16 protein-coding genes are annotated in these 18490 nt (G+C 66.8%); 9 read left to right on the top strand and 7 right to left on the bottom strand.

Annotated elements, in window-relative coordinates:
• The first annotated feature begins 3 nt into the window (after positions 1–3).
• The 3 genes from KT882_RS04605 (at position 4) to KT882_RS04615 (ending at position 2592) form a co-directional block, all read left to right on the top strand.
• The gene (locus KT882_RS04605; RefSeq protein ID WP_228894615.1) at positions 4–501 is read left to right on the top strand and encodes a PaaI family thioesterase; all 498 of its coding nucleotides are present in this window, start codon (positions 4–6) and stop codon (positions 499–501) included.
• Positions 502–543: 42 nt separating this feature from the next.
• Positions 544–1740, top strand: coding sequence for an acetyl-CoA C-acyltransferase (locus KT882_RS04610; protein ID WP_161071350.1), 1197 nt, complete (start codon positions 544–546; stop codon positions 1738–1740).
• A 72-nt stretch (positions 1741–1812) separates the two neighbouring features.
• Entirely contained in the window at positions 1813–2592 is a 780-nt protein-coding gene (locus KT882_RS04615) for an enoyl-CoA hydratase (protein ID WP_161071349.1), read from the top strand.
• On the opposite strand, the gene KT882_RS04620 is transcribed toward KT882_RS04615, so the two are convergent.
• Both KT882_RS04620 and KT882_RS04625 read right to left on the bottom strand, forming a co-directional pair.
• A complete protein-coding gene (locus KT882_RS04620; RefSeq protein WP_161071348.1) occupies positions 2593–3477 on the bottom strand; it encodes a hypothetical protein in 885 nt (294 codons plus the stop codon).
• A complete protein-coding gene (locus tag KT882_RS04625) occupies positions 3474–4814 on the bottom strand; it encodes a hypothetical protein (RefSeq protein WP_228894616.1) in 1341 nt (446 codons plus the stop codon). Before KT882_RS04625 ends, KT882_RS04620 begins: the two co-directional genes overlap by 4 nt.
• Before the next feature lie 238 nt (positions 4815–5052).
• On the opposite strand from KT882_RS04625, the gene KT882_RS04630 reads away from it, so the two are divergent.
• Positions 5053–5448: a hypothetical protein gene (locus KT882_RS04630; RefSeq protein ID WP_161071346.1), complete on the top strand. Its 396-nt coding sequence runs from the start codon at positions 5053–5055 to the stop codon at positions 5446–5448.
• On the opposite strand, the gene KT882_RS04635 is transcribed toward KT882_RS04630, so the two are convergent.
• Positions 5433–6194 (bottom strand): substrate-binding periplasmic protein, encoded by a 762-nt coding sequence (locus KT882_RS04635; protein WP_161071345.1) that lies wholly within the window; start codon positions 6192–6194, stop codon positions 5433–5435. The genes KT882_RS04630 and KT882_RS04635 overlap by 16 nt on opposite strands.
• A gap of 132 nt (positions 6195–6326) precedes the next feature.
• Between KT882_RS04635 and KT882_RS04640 the strand changes: the two genes are divergently transcribed.
• Complete coding sequence (locus KT882_RS04640; RefSeq protein ID WP_228894618.1) at positions 6327–7988, top strand: CorA family divalent cation transporter; 1662 nt, start codon at positions 6327–6329, stop codon at positions 7986–7988.
• A 37-nt stretch (positions 7989–8025) separates the two neighbouring features.
• On the opposite strand, the gene KT882_RS04645 is transcribed toward KT882_RS04640, so the two are convergent.
• On the bottom strand, positions 8026–8493 hold the full coding sequence (locus KT882_RS04645; RefSeq protein WP_228894619.1) for a DUF2269 family protein: 468 nt from the start codon (positions 8491–8493) through the stop codon (positions 8026–8028).
• Between the two features lies 1 nt (position 8494).
• Positions 8495–9772 carry an SDR family oxidoreductase gene (locus KT882_RS04650; protein WP_228894628.1) on the bottom strand — a complete coding sequence of 426 codons (1278 nt, stop codon included), beginning with the start codon at positions 9770–9772 and terminating at the stop codon, positions 8495–8497.
• A gap of 112 nt (positions 9773–9884) precedes the next feature.
• Between KT882_RS04650 and KT882_RS04655 the strand changes: the two genes are divergently transcribed.
• The gene (locus tag KT882_RS04655) at positions 9885–11399 is read left to right on the top strand and encodes a tetratricopeptide repeat protein (protein ID WP_228894630.1); all 1515 of its coding nucleotides are present in this window, start codon (positions 9885–9887) and stop codon (positions 11397–11399) included.
• Between the two features lie 22 nt (positions 11400–11421).
• On the opposite strand, the gene KT882_RS04660 is transcribed toward KT882_RS04655, so the two are convergent.
• The gene (locus tag KT882_RS04660; RefSeq protein ID WP_228894634.1) at positions 11422–14793 is read right to left on the bottom strand and encodes an ATP-binding protein; all 3372 of its coding nucleotides are present in this window, start codon (positions 14791–14793) and stop codon (positions 11422–11424) included.
• Between the two features lie 67 nt (positions 14794–14860).
• The gene (locus KT882_RS04665) at positions 14861–15904 is read right to left on the bottom strand and encodes a hypothetical protein (protein WP_228894636.1); all 1044 of its coding nucleotides are present in this window, start codon (positions 15902–15904) and stop codon (positions 14861–14863) included.
• A 174-nt stretch (positions 15905–16078) separates the two neighbouring features.
• Between KT882_RS04665 and KT882_RS04670 the strand changes: the two genes are divergently transcribed.
• The 3 genes from KT882_RS04670 to KT882_RS04680 are packed head-to-tail and all read left to right on the top strand — an operon-like array spanning position 16079 to position 18481.
• Positions 16079–17308: a M48 family metallopeptidase gene (locus KT882_RS04670; RefSeq protein WP_228894637.1), complete on the top strand. Its 1230-nt coding sequence runs from the start codon at positions 16079–16081 to the stop codon at positions 17306–17308.
• The gene (gene pnuC, locus KT882_RS04675; protein WP_260049045.1) at positions 17295–17873 is read left to right on the top strand and encodes a nicotinamide riboside transporter PnuC; all 579 of its coding nucleotides are present in this window, start codon (positions 17295–17297) and stop codon (positions 17871–17873) included. Before KT882_RS04670 ends, pnuC begins: the two co-directional genes overlap by 14 nt.
• Positions 17870–18481 carry a TetR/AcrR family transcriptional regulator gene (locus KT882_RS04680; RefSeq protein WP_161075361.1) on the top strand — a complete coding sequence of 204 codons (612 nt, stop codon included), beginning with the start codon at positions 17870–17872 and terminating at the stop codon, positions 18479–18481. The genes pnuC and KT882_RS04680 overlap by 4 nt, the downstream gene beginning before the upstream one ends.
• Positions 18482–18490 lie beyond the last annotated feature (9 nt).

Consider the following 18490-nt stretch of genomic DNA (forward strand, 5'->3'; position numbering starts at 1 on the left):
CCGATGTCCTTCCTGTCACTGGCCTTCAAAGTCCTGTTGAAAGTGAAACCGAGCATGGTTTATGACCGCATCAAGCAGCAAATGATGGACACCCTGCCGATGGTGCGGCTGCTCGGCATCCGCATCGACAGCATCGGCAGCGGCACCTCGGAGGTGTCCATGCCGGATGACGCCAAGCTGCACAACCACCTCGGCACGCCGCACGCCGGCGCCCTGTTCACGCTGGCCGAAACGGCCTCCGGCGCGGCCATGGCGGGCGGCTTCGCCGAGCTGATTGCGGACATGCGGCCGGTGGCCAAGGAGTCGCGCATCCAGTACCAGAAGCTGGCCAAGGGCGCCACGCGCGCCAGCGGCCGCGTGCCGGGCGACCTGGCCGCGCTGAAGGCGCAGCTGGCGGCGGACGGCAAGGTGGCCTTCCCGGTGGATGTCGACATCCACGACGAGCACGGCACGCTGGCGGCGCAAGTACAGGTGGACTGGTATCTCTCGGCCAAGCGCTAAAGACTGACGGCTAATCGATCACACAATATTCGAAAGCAGAAAATGAGCAAACAACTTCAAGACGCATACATCGTCGCAGCGACCCGCACCCCGATCGGCAAGGCGCCGCGCGGCATGTTCAACAAGACCCGCCCGGACGACCTGCTGGTCGCCGCCATCAAGGGCGCCATGGCCGCCGTGCCTGGCCTGGACCCGGCGCTGATCGTCGACGCCATCATCGGCTGCTCCTTCCCGGAAGCCGAGCAGGGCTTCAATATCGCCCGTAACTCCGTGGTGCTGGCAGGCCTGCCGAACACCGTGGGCGGCGTGACCGTGAACCGCTACTGCGCTTCGGGCATCACCGCCCTGGCCATGGCTGCGGACCGCATCCGCGTGGGCGAGGCCGACGTGATGATCGCCGGCGGCGTGGAATCGATGTCCATGGTGCCGATGATGGGCCACCACCCGTCGATCAATATGGACACCTTCAAGGACGAGAACATCGGCCTGGCGTACGGCATGGGCCTGACCGCCGAGAAAGTGGCGCAGCAGTGGAAGATCTCGCGCGAAGACCAGGACGCGTTCGGCGTGGAATCGCACCGCAAGGCCATCGCCGCGCAGCAAGCCGGTTTCTTCAAGGACGAGACCACCCCGGTTGAAATCATCACCCGCACCCCGGACCTGAGCACCGGCGAGATCAAGGTCTCCAAGCGCGTGGTGGACAAGGACGAAGGCGCGCGCGCCGACGCCAGCATGGAAACCATGGGCAAGCTGAAGCCGGTCTTCGCCGCCAAGGGCACCGTCACCGCCGCGACCTCGTCGCAGATGTCCGACGGCGCCGGCGCGCTGATCGTGGTGTCCGAAAAAATCCTGCGCGAGCACAACCTGACCCCGCTGGCCAAGTTCTCCTCGTTCGCCGTGCGCGGCGTGCCGCCGGAAATCATGGGCATCGGTCCTAAAGTGGCGATTCCCGCAGCCCTGAAAGCTGCCGGCATCACCCAGGACCAGCTGGACTGGATCGAACTGAACGAAGCGTTCGCAGCGCAAGCGCTGGCTGTGATCCGCGACCTGAACCTGGATACCTCCAAGGTCAACCCGATGGGCGGTGCAATCGCCCTGGGCCACCCGCTGGGTGCCACCGGCGCTATCCGCGCCGCTACCGTGGTGCACGCGCTGCGCCGCAACAGCCTCAAATACGGCATGGTCACCATGTGCGTAGGTGCAGGCATGGGCGCGGCTGGTATCATCGAACGCGTATAAGCATCGCTGATAACTAACTGAAGGCGCCGCGGCACAACCCCGGCGCCTTTTTTAATGTCATACGGAGACAATATGGATATTCTCAGCAGCAAAGCCAACGGCATCCTCACCATCGAATTCAACCGCCTGGAGCGCAAGAACGCCATCACCACCGTGATGTACCAGGCCATGGCCGACGCCATCAAGGACGGCGAGCAGGACGCCTCGGTGCGCGCCATCCTCATCACCGGCAAGCCGGAGATTTTCACCGCCGGCAACGACCTGGACGACTTCCTGAAGACCTCCAAGCCGGCCGAAGGCGCCGCCTTCACCGACCGTCCCGTGTTCCAGTTCATGCGCGCCCTGAGCGGCGCCAGCAAGCCCGTGGTGGCTGCCGTGAGCGGCGCGGCCATCGGCATCGGCACCACGCTACTGATGCACTGCGACCTGGTCTACGCGGCCGACAACGCCAAGTTCTCGGTGCCTTTCGCGCAACTGGGCCTTTGCCCCGAATTCGCCTCCAGCCTGCTGATGACGCAAGCGGCCGGCCACGCGCGCGCGGCCGAAAAGCTGATGCTGGGCGAGCCCTTCCTGGCGCAGGAAGCCTACGACATGGGCATCGTCTCGAAAGTGCTGCCGGCGGCCGACGTGCTGGCCTACGCGCAAGGCCAGGCCGCCAAGCTGGCCGCGCTGCCCGCCACCTCCATCCGCAACACCAAGCGCCTGATGAAGGCCGGCCGCGCCAGCGAAGTGCAGGCCGTGATCGAAACCGAAGGCCAGCTGTTCGGCCAGATGCTGCTGGCCCCCGAAGCCAAGGAAGCCTTCACCGCCTTCTTCGAAAAGCGCAAGCCGAACTTCAGCCAGTTCAACTGACTATTCGTAGATGGCGTCCGGCCAGTTGGAATTGGGAAACTCCGGCTGCCGGGCGGGCCGTTTGGGCAGCGGAAAGCCATGTTTGGCAGCCCATTTCTTGATGTCAGGGATAATGCCGGGCTGCTCGCCTGCAGGGCACTCATGCAGGCAGAGCCACACCTTGCCGTGACGGCCAATGACAGGCTTGGGCGGGTCGCCAAAGCGCGACCAGCCCACATGCTCTGCGATATAAACGTGGCGGTCCTGGTAGGACGTGACGTCGATATAGGGGCGGTCCTGATCGTAAAGCTGGGCGGTCCATTCGCGGCAACCGAAATTCCCGGAGTAATGGAAAGTAGCTTGCCACCGTGGGCCATATCGTCCTTGGTCATCTCCTGCACATACTGCGGGGGAGATATAGTCTGCGCCTGGAACCTGGCGCCAGTCCGCGAAGTAAAATGGCCGATTGAGCCTGTCGCCATTACCGTTGACCAACAGAACAAGAGCGTCAATTTCGGTCAGTTTTCCAGTTAGTTGAACTGAATGCACATTGGCAGTTGTTACCAGGCCTGTTTTGTCAAAAGCCAGCAGTAGCACTCCAAGAGACTCCTGCCCGGCTACTTTAAAAGTCGACGTTAAATCAAATAGCTCTTCATAGAACAAGTACACGCTGTTTCGTTTTCCTTGTTCGCGGGCCAGGTTTTCTCCATGGACGGCATGCATGCGGTCACGCATACTGTCTTCGTTGCCGACGAAGATTACGTAGCGGATATTCCAGTCTTTGTTTATCCAGGTATAGGCAGGGCGGGTTTCCTCCCCGCTGGCTTGGCAGCTTGGGCAATGAAGACTGCCAAATATCAGAGCGGCGGCCGTCGATGTCTGGATGATTTTTTTAGTGGGAATCATAGTATTTTGGGTTCGTGAACAGTGATGTGCAGATGATTACTGTGTAATTTCTCGTTTGCGCTGCGCTGTTGATTCGCTGCTGGCGGGGTTGTATCCTTGGTATCGGTGTCCATGTACCAGGGGTCGAATAGCTGTTGAACGGACTTGTTTTTGCATAGATGGCTACGTAATGAGCGAACTAGACGTGGTTGGTCAGCTGAAAGCTCATCATTCCATCGCTTCTCAGCCTCCTTCTGCTCCAACTTAGCCGTTTGAACACGCTTGTTGGCGGACTCAATGTCCTGTCGCAGTCGAGTGGTATCGTCGGGGTTGCGGTTGGCTTGACTTAGCTTCGTCGCCCGGTCGCGCGCCTTTTCCTCATTTTCTCTTGCCTGGACAGCATGGTCGAAGTCCGCATACAGCGCTTTCTCTTTGGCGCCGACATTGGCTGTATCCGGAGCTTTTGGATCGGTCAGTGCAACCCTGTTGAATTGGACGGCGTTGTCGGCGGCGCCGGCATAGCTGACATCGATGCCGAGTCCGGCGCGGTGGGCGATGGAGCCGAGCATAGGGCGCCATGCGGATGTGACGCGTAGTTCCGTGATGCCGGCCGCGCGCGCGGCGCTCAGCAGGGCTGCGTAGCCGCTCGGGTGGGTCCGGGGTAGGACCAGCTTTTGCAGCGAATAGGTGGCGGTGATATTGGCGCGGGCATTGTCCGAATCGTCGAACGTCACGTGCATGCTGGACGCCGTGGCAGTATCGCTGGCGTTGAGTCTGATCAGCAGTTCGGGCCTGGGCAGGCCGTGGTAAATGCTGAGCACGGCGGCGCGGATGGTCGGCTCCAGGCCGACAGGCAGCAGAGCCTGCGCCTCGGCGCTAGTGTAGCAATGCGATATTTTCAACCAAATATCGCCGTTCAGTTCGTCATCGTAGACGTCGATACGCTTGCCGTCGCGCAGTTGGCACGTGGGCGGCTCCAGCACACCCTTGCGATGGCTGCCACGTCCTTTGCGTTCCACTATCCGCACCAGCACATCGCGGTTGCGGACTTTGACGGCGTACACCGGTGCTGTGCGGAAGTCCGGATGCGCGTCGCTGTTGAGGTATAGGGCCACTTCGTCACCCGCTTCCACGGACACGCGGATGGTACGGCCTTTGGCGTCAAGCACGCGCGGCTTGTCGGCATGGGCCGCCAATACCTTTCCATTGAGGGCGACAGCATAGGGCAGCGCCAAGTCACGATTGGTCGCAGTGGTGTCGAATTCGTAGCACACGCTGAACCTTGCGCTGATCAGCACCGTCGTGACGGCGCCATCCTGTGTCAGTACGCAGCTCGCAGCAGCTTTCTCGTCCGGCATGGCTTACGTGCCTCAGGTTAGGTTGGAAATACACAGTAAAGGATTTGCCCGCAGGTCTATTTGATGTGGAGCAACGATTGCTCTGTCATCTGACACGCCATAGTGAAGTGGGCGGCGCGGCGCCGCCTATTTGCTGATGGGGCCGGTTGCCATTGCTTACATTCGTCCGCGAGGCCGACACAGGCGTGCCGGCCCGCCTTGGCTATAATCGTTTGAACGGCTGGGACTGGAGGACGGGATGGCGGTGAACCAATCGGTGTTCGTGGAGCTGGATTTCTTTTTGCTGATCGTGCTGTCGCTGCTGCTGCCGTCGGCCATCTACGGCTACATGATGTGGAAGCGCGCCTTGTCGCGGCTGGCGATTTTCGGTTTCGGCCTGAGTCTCATCGTGCTGGCCGGGGTCAACGTGGTGGTGCTGCGCCGCCTGGCGGAGCTGACCGCGCACACGCCCTCGCTGCTCGACGACCGCTTGTTCGCCTCTGGCATTTCGCTGGCGCTGTATCTGTTCCCGGCGCTGTTCGCGGGTGTGGGCATCAATATTGTTTCGCACCTGCTGGTCAGCCACCTGACCGAAGCGGAGCGCCGCTACCGCCGCGAGCACCGGCGCCGCAACGCCGATCAGTTCAAGCCGTAGCGCGCGCGGATGGCGGCCAGCGTGCCGTTTTGTTCAAGGCGGGTGATGGCGGCGTTGATGCGGTTCAGATCCGCCTGGCTGGTGCTGATGGCGTTGAGCATCAGGTGCGCCGGGGCGCGGAAGGGCACCCAGGGCAGCGCCGCCAGCCGCACGCCCTGGCGCTGCGCTTCGTGGCGCAGGGCGGCCGCGTCGCCCATGATGACTTCGGCGCGGCCCGCCTTGAACATGCGCATGCCCTGCTCGTAGCTGCCGAAGGGGCTGCGCGTGCCGGCCGCGTCCAGTTCCCGCTGGGCGCGCGCATAGTTTTCGCCATACCAGCCGCCGCGTGGCGTGAGCAGCATCACGTGCTGCTGGAGGATGGCGTCGAAGTTGTCCAGGCTGCGGAAGCGCGCAGCGTTGGCGGGGCTGGTGTACAGGCCCACCGTCTCGTTGCGGTAGGGCAGGCTGAAACGGGCGAAGCTGCGCCGCTCCGGCGTGTCGGACGCGCCCAGGGTCAGGTCGAGCCGGCCCTGGCGGAATTCCATCTGCCGCCGCAGCGAAGGCAGCGCCATCTCCACCTGCAGCGTGCAGCCGGCTTCCTTCATGATGGCCTGCGCCAGTTCATAGTCCAGCCCAGACAGTCCGCCGCGCTCGTCGATGAAGATATAGGGCGGCCACGGTTCTGGCGCCGTCTTCAGGTTGCAGGCGTTACCGGTAGCTGCCAGGGACCAAAGTGCCGCTGTTAGCAAGAGGGTGCGTCCGCTCATGTTTGTGCCGCTTGACGAAAAGTCTCAATGTGCCAGAACGGGCTGGAAAGTCAAGTGTACGGGGGCTGCTGGTGATCTCCCCGCACCGCCTTTCCGCTAGAATGGATTAAAACAATAGCGGGAGGCGAGGGGATGACAGAGACCACAGCTCCAACGGGCACCCATGTCCACCACATGCGGCAAGTGCTGCTCTGGCCCTTGCGCCTGATGCCCGCCACCGGCGCCGACCACACCCACCAGCGGCCATGGGAAGTGCTGCGCGCCCTGGGCGACGCGGGCGGCTCGCCGTGGCGCGAGGTGGTCGATGAATTCAACGGCGACGCGGCCAACTTCCACGAACGGCATTACAACGAATTCGTCACCTTCCTGCCCTATGTGCAGCGCTTCCTGTACGGCGAGGCGCGCAGCGGGCGGGGCGAAACCGGCGGCGCGGGCATGCGCGTGTTCCGCCGCCACGACGTGGCCCAGGTGCGCGTGACGGCGCATGCGGGCGCCGAGCCGGTCACGCTGTCCATCGTCCACACCGACCTGTATTTCTTCTTCGACGTGGACGTGGTGATGCTCAACGTGGAAGTGAGCGCGGACGACCTGGAACTGGCCGAGGCGCAGGACTTGCTGTACCGCTTCGGGCGCGGCTATCCGGCCGGCTGGGACGGAGAGGGCAAGGCGCTGCACTGCATGCACAGCGTGGAATGGCTGGACGCGCAGGGCCAGGTGCTGTCGCGCTCCGACGCGCAGCAGCGCGACACTTTCCTGGCGCACGTGTGCGAGAAGCGCGCGCCGCGCATCGCCGCGCACTGGCAGTTCATGCTGGAGCCGCTGGTGTACGACCTGGGCGACGAGCCGGGCGCGCTGCGCTACCGCCAGATCGAGTACTACCGCATGCCCGTGATGGCCTACCTGGCCGTGCAGGATCCGCGCGCCCTGTCGCGCGAGGACTTTATCCGGCTGGGACTGGTGACCGGCCGGGGACGCGGCGCGCTGCCCTACTCGGAGCAGCACCTGAATGACTTTGAACGCCAGGTCTGCTACGACCGTTTCTGGGGCGGCAGCGGCGCCGCGCCGGCTGCGATCAACGATACGCGCTACCTGTGCAGCGGCCTGTCGCTCATCGTGGTCGGCGCGGCGGGCTCGGAATTCTTCTGCTGCCGCGACCGGGGCGTGCTGGCGCAGTTCCGCCATCAGCACTTCCTGCTGTTCCTGATCGCGCACCTGCAGAAGTCCTCGCTGCTGATGTTCTCGGACCGGCTGGCTGAAGCGCTGAACTGCCTGAACGTGGTGGACGCGAACAGCGTGCGCCGCTTCAAGCGCCGCATCCGTTCTTCCTTCGAAGGCTTCCTGCGCTTTACGCACCGCTACTGGTTCAAGGACATCTCGGAGCAGACGCTGGTGCGCGCGCTGTACCAGATGTGCGCCACCCAGCTGGGCCTGGAGCGGCTGCACGCCGAGGTGAAAGTGCGGGTGGAGGACATGAACGGCTACCTGGAAGCGGACAGCCTGCGCCGCCAGGCCAACACGGTGGTGCGGTTGACGGTGGTGACGATCTTCGGCCTGATCGGCACCGTGACCACGGGCTTCCTCGGCATGAACTTGCTGGCCGAGGCGGATGCGCCCATGAGCCGCCGCCTGTGGATATTCGGCGTGGTGTTCGTGGTCACCACGGTGCTGACGGCCTACACCATGATCAAGTCCAAGCGCCTGTCGGACTTCCTGGACGTGCTGTCCGACGAGCGCTTGCCGTTCTGGACCAAGATGAAGGCGCTGGTGGGCGTGTGGCGCTCGGAGCAGAATTGAGCCGGCACTGGCGGGTTATGGCTTCGCCTAACCCGCCCTACGCAATTGGCTTGTTCACCATCAGCCAGTACACCACCAGCAAGCCGCCGAAGGCGGGGAAGCCGAGCGCGGTCCACCATTTTTCATAGCGCCAGTAGCGCGCGGGCAGCGCTTCGCCCGCCGCTGCGGCGTGGACCGCCATGTCGCGCATTTTCAGCTGCAGCCACACCACCGGCAGCCAGCAAGCGCCCGCCAGCGCGTACAGCGCGAGCGACCACATGATCCAGAACGACGTGAGCGGATAGCCCGCCAGGTGGATCATCCAGAAGCCGGACAGCGGCTGGATGATGACGGACGGCGTGGTGAACCACCAGTCCGCGCGCGCCACCCAGCGCGTGACCACGGAGATGGCTTGCACATTGCCGCTGCGGTTGGCCGCGAACATGTAGAAGGCCGTGCCGAAGCCGGTGCCGAACATCAGCGTGGCGGACAGGATGTGCAGCCATTTGACCGTCAGGTATTCCATATCACTTTCTTTCGTCCAGGCGCCACATCGCCAGCAGCAGCGCCAGGATGGGCAGGTTTTTACTCAGTGGGCCGAAGGGATGCAGCCAGAATTCCGGCAGGCAGAAACTCATGGCCACGGTGTAGCCGCCCACCAGGGCCAGTTGCAGCGGCCATAGCCAGCGGCGTGGCCGCAGCAGCAGGGCGCAGCCGATGGAGGCGTCCAGCAGGCTGGCGGCGGCCAGCGTGGCCTCGCCCCAGGCGGCGGGAATGCCGCAGGCGGCGAGCCAGCCTGTGCTGCCGGCATGCGGCCAGGCGAACCAGGAAACGTAGGCTGTCCACAGCCACAGCACGGCCATGGCGATGGTGGCCAGCGGCATGGCCCAGGACAGCACGGCAGCGGGCTTTTGCGCGGGTGCGGCGAAGCTGGCGGGATCGCGCAGCGGACGGCCTGCCAGCAGCGCTTGCATGGGCGCGGGCGTGGCGGTGTTGCAGCCGTCGGCGCTGGCGGCAAGCATGGCCAGGGAGTCGGGCGTCAGGGCGCTGGAGGGATGCAGTGCCGCCACGCGCGCGGCCAGCCGGGCGAGCGGCATGGACACTTCCAGCACCGGCATCGCCGCACCTGCCGCCATGCCGCCGCGCAGGCAGGCCAGATAGGCGGCCATGCTCATTGCGCGCGGGCCGACTGCGGCCAGTTCGCGCGGCGCCGCTGGCGCGAGCAGGGCGAGCAGCGCGGCGCACAAGTCGCCGATATGGACGGGTTGCACGCGCGAGCTGTGTGCGGCGGGCAGGGCGAGGGCGGGCAGCGTGGCCAGCGCGAGGAACAGTTTGCTGCTGGCGCCATCTTCGCTATAGACGAGCGATGGCCGCACGATGGTGCTGTCCAGCGCGTGCCGCTCCAGCGCGCGTTCGCCTGCCGCCTTGCTGCGCCAGTAGGCGGTGGGCGCGTCTTCGGTGCTGCCCAGCGCGGACAGGTGGATCACGCGCCGGACGCCGGTGCGCTCGCAGGCAGCGAACAGCGCGGCGGGCGCGAGATGGTGCAGGCGCTCGTAGTCGCCCGGGCGGTGCTCGCGCAGGATGCCGACGCAGTTGATGACCGCATCGACGTGCGCAAGGTGGGGCAGCCACGCCTCCGGGCTGGTGAGCGTTCCGAAATCGAGTTCGCACCACGCCGGAGCGCCCTCGGCAAGGCCGGCGGGAGCCTTGCGGCTGGCGCCTATGGCCGCGTGGCCCACCGCGCGCAGTGCGGCCAGCAGGTGGCGGCCGATCAGGCCTGTGGCGCCGAGAACCAGGATACGCATGATTGTTTCTTATATTTCTGTCGTTACAGAAATAATAGAATCGTTACCGCGCAAAGTCAACTAAACGGCCATTCTGGTAAGGTGCTGTTTTTATCCGAACCCAAGCCGCGCCATGCCATCACCAAGCCACACCACCAGCCAATTGCTGCAGCAAGCCGTGGCGCTGCACCAGCGCGGCGACCTGGCGCAGGCCGAGGTGCTGTACGCGGAGGTGCTGCGCCGCGAGCCGGACCATTTTGACGCGCTGCACCTGATGGGCGTACTGGCGCGGCAGGGCGGCGCGCCGGAAGCGGCGATAGAGCTGATCGGCCGCGCCATCGCCATCGACGCGGACCAGGCCATCGCCCACTGCAACCTGGGTGCAGCCTTGCAGGACGCGCGGCGGCAGCAGGAGGCGTTGGCCAGCTACGACCGCGCGCTGGCGCTGCAGCCGGCCTATCCCATGGCGCTGGCCAACCGGGGCAACGCCTTGCGCAAGCTGGGCCGCCTGGAAGAAGCGCTGGCCAGCTACGACGCGGCGCTGGCCCTGCAGCCCGCCTATGCGGAAGCGCTGGGCAATCGCGGCATCGCGCTGCATGGGCTGGGGCGGCGCGCCGAGGCGCTGGAGAGTTTCGGCCGCTCGCTCACGCTCAATCCCAATCTCGCCGAGTCCTACTGCGGCGCGGCCGTCACGCTGCAAAGCCTGGGCCGGCACGAGGACGCTAGCGAGGCCTACCGCAACGCGATCGAAACCCGGCCGTCCTATGCCGAGGCGTGGACCAGCTACGGCACGCTGATGCAGCGCGGCGGCGACTATGAAGGCGCGCTCGATTGCCACGAGCATGCGCTGTCCCTGCAGCTTGGCAATGCGCAGGCGCACCTGCACCGCGCCAACGCCCTGCGCGCGCTGAACCGCCCGCAGGAAGCGGCGGCGGCCTACCGCGACGCGCAGGCTTGCGGAGCGGACGCCGAGTCGGTGGCCTACCAGCTGGCCGCGCTGGGCGAACAGGCCGCGCCGCCCATGCCGCCGCCGCAATACGTGGCTGCGCTGTTCGACCAGTATGCGGACGACTTCGACCATCACCTGCAGAACGTGCTGCAATACCGCGCGCCGCAACTGCTGCTGGCCGCGCTGGACGCGCAGGGCGTGCTGGCGGGGCAGGCCGTCCTCGACGTGCTGGACCTGGGCTGCGGAACCGGCTTGTGCGGCCCGCTGCTGCGGCCTTACGCGCGCACGCTCGCCGGTGTCGATTTATCCGGCGAGATGCTGGAACAGGCGCGCCGCCGCGAGGTCTACGATGAACTGGCCTGCGCCGACATCGTCGAATTCCTGCAAGCGCGCGCCGCGCCGTGCGGCCTGCTGGTGGCGGCTGACGTGCTGGTTTACGTCGGCGACCTGCAGCCCGTCTTCCGCGCCGCGCGCCGCGTGCTGCAGGACGGCGGCGCATTCGCCTTCACGGTGGAAGCGCAGGAAGACGGCGACTACACGCTGCGCCCCTCCGGCCGCTACGCCCACTCCCAGGCTTACCTCGAAGCGCTGGCGCAAGCACACGGCTTCCAGGTGCGCAGCTTGGAGCAGCAAGTGCTGCGCAAGGACGGCGGCCAGGACCTCACCGGCCTGGTCGCCGTGTTCAGCAAGCCGGCTTAATCGGCTGACAGCTAGGGCCAGGCTAGGCCAGCGCTTGCAGCGCCAGGTGCAGGCGCGGGGCGGCGTGGGTGTAGCCGTATTGGGCGGAGCGGGCGTGCAGCAGCGCGAGTTCGGCGCGCAGCGTTTCGGACGGGGCGCGCAGCCATTCCGCGTAGGCGTGGATCAGCGCCGCGTGGTGTTCGATCCAGACGCAGGGTTCTTGCGAGCCATAGGCCGCCAGCTGGCCGGCGTAGAACTCGGCGGCCACGGTGTCGCCGTCGAGCAGCGACACTTCGGCCGCGCTCAGGTGGAAGCGGTAGGCGTTGTGCGCCAGGCAGTCGCGCGTCAGGTGGGCGGCGCCTTGCAGCAGGGCGCGCTTGCGCACGGCGGCGTCCTGCGAGAACAGGGCCAGCGTGCCCAGCACCCAGGGGCCGATGAAGTTGTGCAGCTGCAGGCGCTCCATGTGCTGCGCCGCCAGCATGATCTGGCGCTCGGCCAGCGCGCGGTCGCCGCGCAGCCAGGTGATGCGGGCCTGGCTTTCCATCAAAAAGGTTTCGAAGCGCGAGCTGCCGAGCGAGCGCGCCAGCTCCAGGCCGGCGCCCACTTCTTCGCCGGCCTGGTCCAACAGGCCGTCCGCCACCAGCGCCCAGCCGGCGGTCATGCGCGCGAAGGTTTCCGCGCGGCGGTTGCCCACCTTGCGCGCGATGGCGGCGGAGGCCTGCGCGTCCTGCACGGCGCCGGCGGCGTCGCCGAGGTAGATGCGGGTGGAGCCGAGCGCCGCGCGGTTGGAGGCTTCGATCTGCACAAAGCGGTGCTGCCCGCACATGGCCAGGCATTGCTCGAACAGCTCGTAGGCTTTGCGCATGCGGCCCTGCGCGTAGTAGGAGTCGCCCACGCCGCTGAGCGCACGCGCCTGCGTTTCGCGCATGTCGCTGGCCTGCGCGTAGCGCGCCGCGTCTTCATGCAGGCGGCGGCATTCGTTATAGTTCCCGCGCGGGAAGTAGATATTGCCCTTCAGGTAAAGCAGCTTGCCCAGCGCCGCCTCGGCGCCTATCTCCAGGGCCAGCGGGATGGCCTCGTTCAGCAGGCGCTCTTCCTCTTCCAGTTCCTCCAGCACGTTCAGCGTGCCCGCCAGGCCCACCACGGCGTCGATCTTGTCCTGCGGCCTGCCTGCCAGCTGCATGGCGTGCTCGTAGTAGCGGCGCGCGTTGCTCATGTGGCCCATGCCGGCGCTGGCGTGGGCGCGCAGCAGCGCGAGCGGGAAGCTGCTGAAACTGGTGGAGTCGGCCGTGTTGCATGCCGCCGTCAGGTCCAGCGCGGCTTCGAACTGGTGCTGTTCCAGCTTGGCGCGGATGGCTTCCAGCATCATGCCCAGCGCGCCAGGATCGGCGGCGCGATACAGGTGGTGCGCGCACTGCACGGCGTCCTGCCCGCGCCAGGCCTCGGCCGCCTGCAGGTGCAAACGGCGCTGCTGGACCGGATCGATGGCGTCGTAGATGCAGTGCATGACCAGGTCGTGCACGAAGCCGTAGCTGTCCGCGCCCACGTTGCGCAGCAGGCTGTCGCGGCCCGCCGCCTGCAGCTGGTAGTCCGGCTGGCCCAGCGCGGCGCGCAGCTGCGCCAGTTCGAAGCGGTGGCCCAGCACGGCCGCCATGCGCATCGCCTGCGCGTGCTCGGGCGGCATGCCGTCCAGGCGCGCCTGGATCAGGTGGCGCAGGCTGTCCGGCAGCTGCTGGGCGGGATTGGCCAGCAGCTGGGTCAGGAACAGCGGGTTGCCCTGCGCGCGGTCCACGCAGCGCGCGCGGTAGGCCGGGTCGACGTCGCTGAACTGGTCGGCCAGCACGGCCGCTTCGCGCGGCGCCATCGCGGCCAGGTCGAACACCGACAGGCCCAGGTCCGCCATCTGCTGGCGCAGCGCCGATTCCAGCGGGTCGTTTTCCACCCGCGAGGTGATCACCCACAGCACCGGCGCGTCGCGCGACAGCGAAAGGAGCGGTCCCAGCGCCTCGAACAGATACGGGTCGCCCCAGTGCACGTCCTCCAGCGCGATCAATTGCGGCTCGGTCATGGCTTGGCGCAGCAGCAGCATTTGCAGCGCGTGCGCCCAGCCCTGTTCGCGCACCTCCGGGCTCATGGCCGAATACAGCGCCTGCTGCTCCTCGCTCAGCGGCACGCCCGCCAGCACGTGGTAGAACAGGGCCGAGTCGGCCGGCAGGTAGAGCCGCGCCACGATATCGGCGATGGCTTGCGCGTTGGCGTGGCCCAGCGGCGAGCCCAGGCCGAGCAGGCTGCGCGCCAGCTGTTCCAGCGGCGCGCGCCAGCCAGCTTCGGCGCCCAGGTCCTGCACCTCGGCGCGGTGGCTGCGCATGCCGTGCTGGCGCGCGATATCGGCGAATTCCTGCGCCAGCCTGCTCTTGCCCACGCCCGCCATCGCGCGCAGGTAGATGATGTGGCCGCACTGGTTTTCTTCCGTGCTCTCCACCACGGCCTTGAACTGGCGTGTTTCGGCGTAGCGGCCTATCAGCGGCGGCAGCTGGCTGGCGTCGCTGGCGGCGGGCTTGCTGAATGCCAGGTAGCCGGGATAGCGCGGCTCGTCCTGGTCGAACAGGTAGCGGTGGTCGAGCAGCGGCAGCAGGCTGCGCTCGACGTACAGCGGCAGGCGGAAGGGGCGCACGCCGGCCGGCGCCGGCATGTCGTCGTGGCGCAGGTCGGGCGCGGGGATGGCCGGGGCGGCTGCGGCCCCGCCTTCCCAGCGCGCCAGGCGCATGGCCATGGCGCGCCCGCCGTGGGTCAGCAGCTGGCGGTTCAGTTCCAGCGCGCAGCGCATGGCGCGTTCGGCGTCGCTGCGGAAGGCTTGCGGCAGGCCGAATACGGCGGTCAGGCGGCAGCCGTCCACCTGCGCCAGGCGGCCGCCGAATTGCTGGGCCACGCTGGCCAGCTCGTGGACTGCGGTGCTGGCGGCATGCTGGGGCGCGGCCATTTCAATGTCGAGCAGGACCACGTGGCGCAGCACGCCGCTGGAGGAGGAGGGCGTGGACGGGGCATAAGCGGGCAGGTGGTTCTCCGCCGGCGGCGCGGCGCGCGCCGCATCGAAGGACGGCTCCGCCAGGACCAGCGCCGCCGGGGCGGCTGGCGCGGACGCGGCCTGCTCCGTCGCCAGTTCTTCCAGCGCCACGCCGAACACCTGCGCCAAATGGCGCGCGGTGCGGTAGAGCACGATCTTGCCGGTTTCCGCCCGCTTGATGGAGGCGATGGAGACGCACAATTGCTGCTGGAAGCACAAGTCCGCCAGCGCCTCCTGGCTCAGCCCGCGCGACTTGCGCAGGCGTTTCAGCAGGGTGGCGTCGAGCAGCACGCGTCCGTCTTGCGGCAGCGGTGATTCGGCGGGGTGGTAGGCGGGCAGATCCAGACTCATGACGCTGCCACTATAGCATTGCACAGCGCGCCCACGCGCGCCCGTCGCGCATTGCTAACGGGCAATGTTAATAGGCCACCATGCCCGCCAGCGGCCGCAAAGGACGCAAAATCCGCTTGCTGTGATTGGGCGTGGGGTCCTGCGGCGTGAAGCTGGCGGTGAGGCTGTGGGCGTTGGTGCCTAAGTAGTTTCCGCGTATCGCGCCTACAACACGCGCGCCCGATTCGAAGCGCAGCTGGCCCACCAGCACGTAGGGCACCGACACGGTGGAGTAGGTCAGCGCGATGGCGGCGCGCATGGCGGTGTGCGGCGCCACGTTGTAGGGCGTGTCGAAAGCCCAGTCGGTCAGGCGGGTGGAGGCGCAGTTGGCCACGTAGAACACCGGGTCCGACAGCACGAATTCGTCGCCGGAGATGGCGGGCGCGCCGCTGAAGTATTCCACGTCCGGCCCCAGCGCGGCGGCGGGGTTGTTGGTCCACGACGACGTTTCCGTGACGGCAATGGAGCCGGCCAGGGTGTGCACCGAGATTTCGCTGCCGTGGTTGGTGACGGTTTCGCTGTACTGGCTGGCCGGGCTGGTGCGCAGCACACAGCCCTCGCTGAAGTCGTATTCGATGTGCAGCACTTCCTCGATGCTGAGCACGCGGTCGGTGACGGTGGAGGCCCAGATCACGCCCCGGCTGTCGTCCGGGCCGGTGCCGGCGCGCACCGAGAAATTGCCGTCGTCCTGCATGGCGGCGTAGAACTGCTGGCCCTGCGCGGTGGCCTGGGTGCCCCAGTGCCAGCCGCAGTTGTGCGCCAGGTCCGAGCCCTGGTAGACGCAGAAATTGCCGTCGCTTTGCAGCAGCGCGAAGTAGCGGCCCCGCGCGCCCGCTTTGGCGCTGCTCCACAGCAGGCCCTGCTCGTCGTCGGCGTCCATGCCGCGGTACACGCGCAGGGTGCCGTCTTCCATCAGCATGGCGAAGAACAGGCCGTTGGCCGACACGATGTAGTCGCCCGCCTGCAGGATCTGGTTCATGGGCAGGAAGGTGTGGAAGCGGCGGCCGCCGTGGGTGGGGCAGGGCGGGCTGGCAATGGCTTCGGCGCCGGGGTCGGCAAGGTGCTGCATCATGGCGGAGTCGGAGAGGTGGGGATGGCGCCAGTATGCGCGGAGGCGGGCGCGCGGGACAGGTCAGCACAGTCTCAGTTCGGTATCAGCTCAGCCGTGAAAATATTTTAATTTGTTACAAGGCTTTATTTTTTTAGAAACTAAATTAGAATGCCGCACGGAAATGAGGGAAGCATTTTGGAACTGGTTTATAAACACGAGCGCGTGCTGCTCAGGGCGCTGCTGGCGGCCGCGATGCTGATCTGGGGCGGGCTGGCGCTGGCCATGCCGGCTGCGGCGCTGGCCTCCATTGTTTTTATTTTTATAATATGCGCTTGCGCGCAATCGGCGCTGGCCGCTTATTTAAAAGGGACCGGCATACACATCACGTATCAGCAATTCCCGGATCTGAAAGCGCGCATCGACGTGTGCTGCCGCCGGCTGGGGCTGGAGCGCATACCGGAAGCCTATCTGCTGCGCCGGCGCAGCGCGGTTGCCGCCCTGATGCTGGGGCGGCGCTATATTGTGCTGCAGGCCAGCGTGGTGGACGCGCTGGAGGAACGCGCCGACGCCATCAACTTCTACATCGGCCATGAAATCGGCCACATCACGCGGCGCCACCAGCGCTGGCTGCCCCTGCTGCTGCCGGCCGCCCTGCTGCCGCTGCTGGGCGCGGCCTACGCGCGCGCCTGCGCCTACACCTGCGACCGCCACGGCCTGCATGCCTGCGACGACTTGCGCAGCGCGCAGAGCGGCCTGGCCGCGCTGGCGGCCGGCGGGCGGCGCTGGCGCCAGCTCGATCTGAGCGGCTACGCGGAGCAGGCGCGGCAGGCGTCCGGCTTCTGGATGTCGTTCCAGGAACTGATCAACGGCCAGCCCTGGCTGGTCAAGCGCATGGCGGCGCTGCGCGCCCTGGCGGCGGGCGCCGAAGCCGCGCCGCCAGCGCGCCACCGGCTGGCCTGGCCGGCGGCGCTGCTGGTGCCGCGCCTGGGCCTGGCCGGCGGCACGGGCGGCCTGCTGGCGCTGGCGCTGCTGGCCGCCGCCGCGCTGTTGCATCCGGCCCTGGACGACGCCGACGCGCGCGGCCAGCTGGCCCGCGCCGTGCGCGTGGGGCAGGACGCGACGGCGGCGGTGGACCGCTATTACTACGCCTACGGCCGCCGTCCTGACAGCCTGCGCGAAGCCGGCTTTGCGCTGGCCGATCCAGGCTTGGCCGTGGTCGACGCGCGCATCGACGGCGACACCGGCGTGCTGCGCATCTACCCGTCCGACTTCGCCCTGCGCGGCAAGGCTATTGCGTTCACGCCTGTGCTGGCCGAGAATAAGCGCGTCGCCTGGCGCTGTGCCGGCGAGGACATCCCGGCCCGGCTGCTGCCGCCGGCATGCCAGAGCAACCAGCCTCCCGGGACTACTTTTGACCACCACTAATCTGGAACTTGCCGCCAATGCGGTGATGGCGCTGTCCATCGTCCTGGCCGGACGCAACAATATCCACTCATGGTGGCTGGGCATCGTTGGCTGCGCGCTGTTCGGCGCGCTGTTCTACGGCGTGCAGCTGTTCGCCGATGTGGCGCTGCAGCTGTTCTTCATCGCCACCTGCGCCATCGGCTGGTACGAATGGGCGCGCGGCGGCGGCGGCAAGGCGTTGCCCATCACCTCGGCGCGCACCGGCACGCTGGCGTGGATGGGCGCGGCCGGCGTGGCGGGCACGGTGGGCTATGGCCTGATGCTGCACCACTACACCAGCGCCTACGCGCCCTTTGTCGACTCGGCGGTGCTGGCCTTCAGCATCGTCGCCCAGTTGCTGCTGATGGCGCGCCGCGTGGAGACGTGGCCGGTGTGGCTGCTGGTGAACGCGGTGTCGGTGCCGCTGTACACCAGCCGGGGCCTGTACCTGACGGCGGTGCTGTACGCGGCTTACTTCATCAACGCGCTGGTGTCCTGGCGCTGGTGGCGGCGCCAGATGGGCACGCAGTCCGAAATTAGTATATGATGGGCGTCATGCAGAAAAAATCAGACTATCCGGGCGCACGGCGCGCCGCCTCCAGCCGCAAGGAAGCGACGCACCAGCGCATCGTCGAGGTGGCCGCACGCGCGATACGGCGCAGCGGCTACGCCGGCACCGGGGTGGCGGACATCATGAAGGAAGCCGGGCTTACGCACGGTGGCTTTTACGCGCATTTCGCCTCGCGCGAGGCTTTGCTGGCCGAAGCGGCGGACCGTGCCGGGGCCGAGGCGGTGCGCATGTCTGCCGATATCGCGGCCGCGGCTCCGCCGGGCAAGTCCTTGCGGGCGCTGATGGAAGCCTATTTGTCGCAGCAGCATGTCGACGCGGTGGAGTATGGCTGCCCGGTGTCGGCGCTGGGGTCCGAGATGCACAGGCAGGCGCCGGAAGTGCGGCATGCGGCCACCCGCCACATCAAGGAGATGATAGATCTGGTGGCGCGCCAACTGCCGGACTGGGGCACGCCCGAAGCGCACCAGCAGGCCATGTTCATGGTCAGTTCCATGATAGGGACCGTGGTGATGGCGCGCGCCGTGGACGATCCCAAACTGTCCGCAGCGCTGCGCGAGGCGGCGCTCAGCCACTTTTCAAAATAGGTCCGCCGG

Origin of the sequence: Pseudoduganella aquatica (genome assembly GCF_020865585.1) — a bacterium.
Classification (GTDB): domain Bacteria; phylum Pseudomonadota; class Gammaproteobacteria; order Burkholderiales; family Burkholderiaceae_D; genus Rugamonas; species Rugamonas aquatica_A.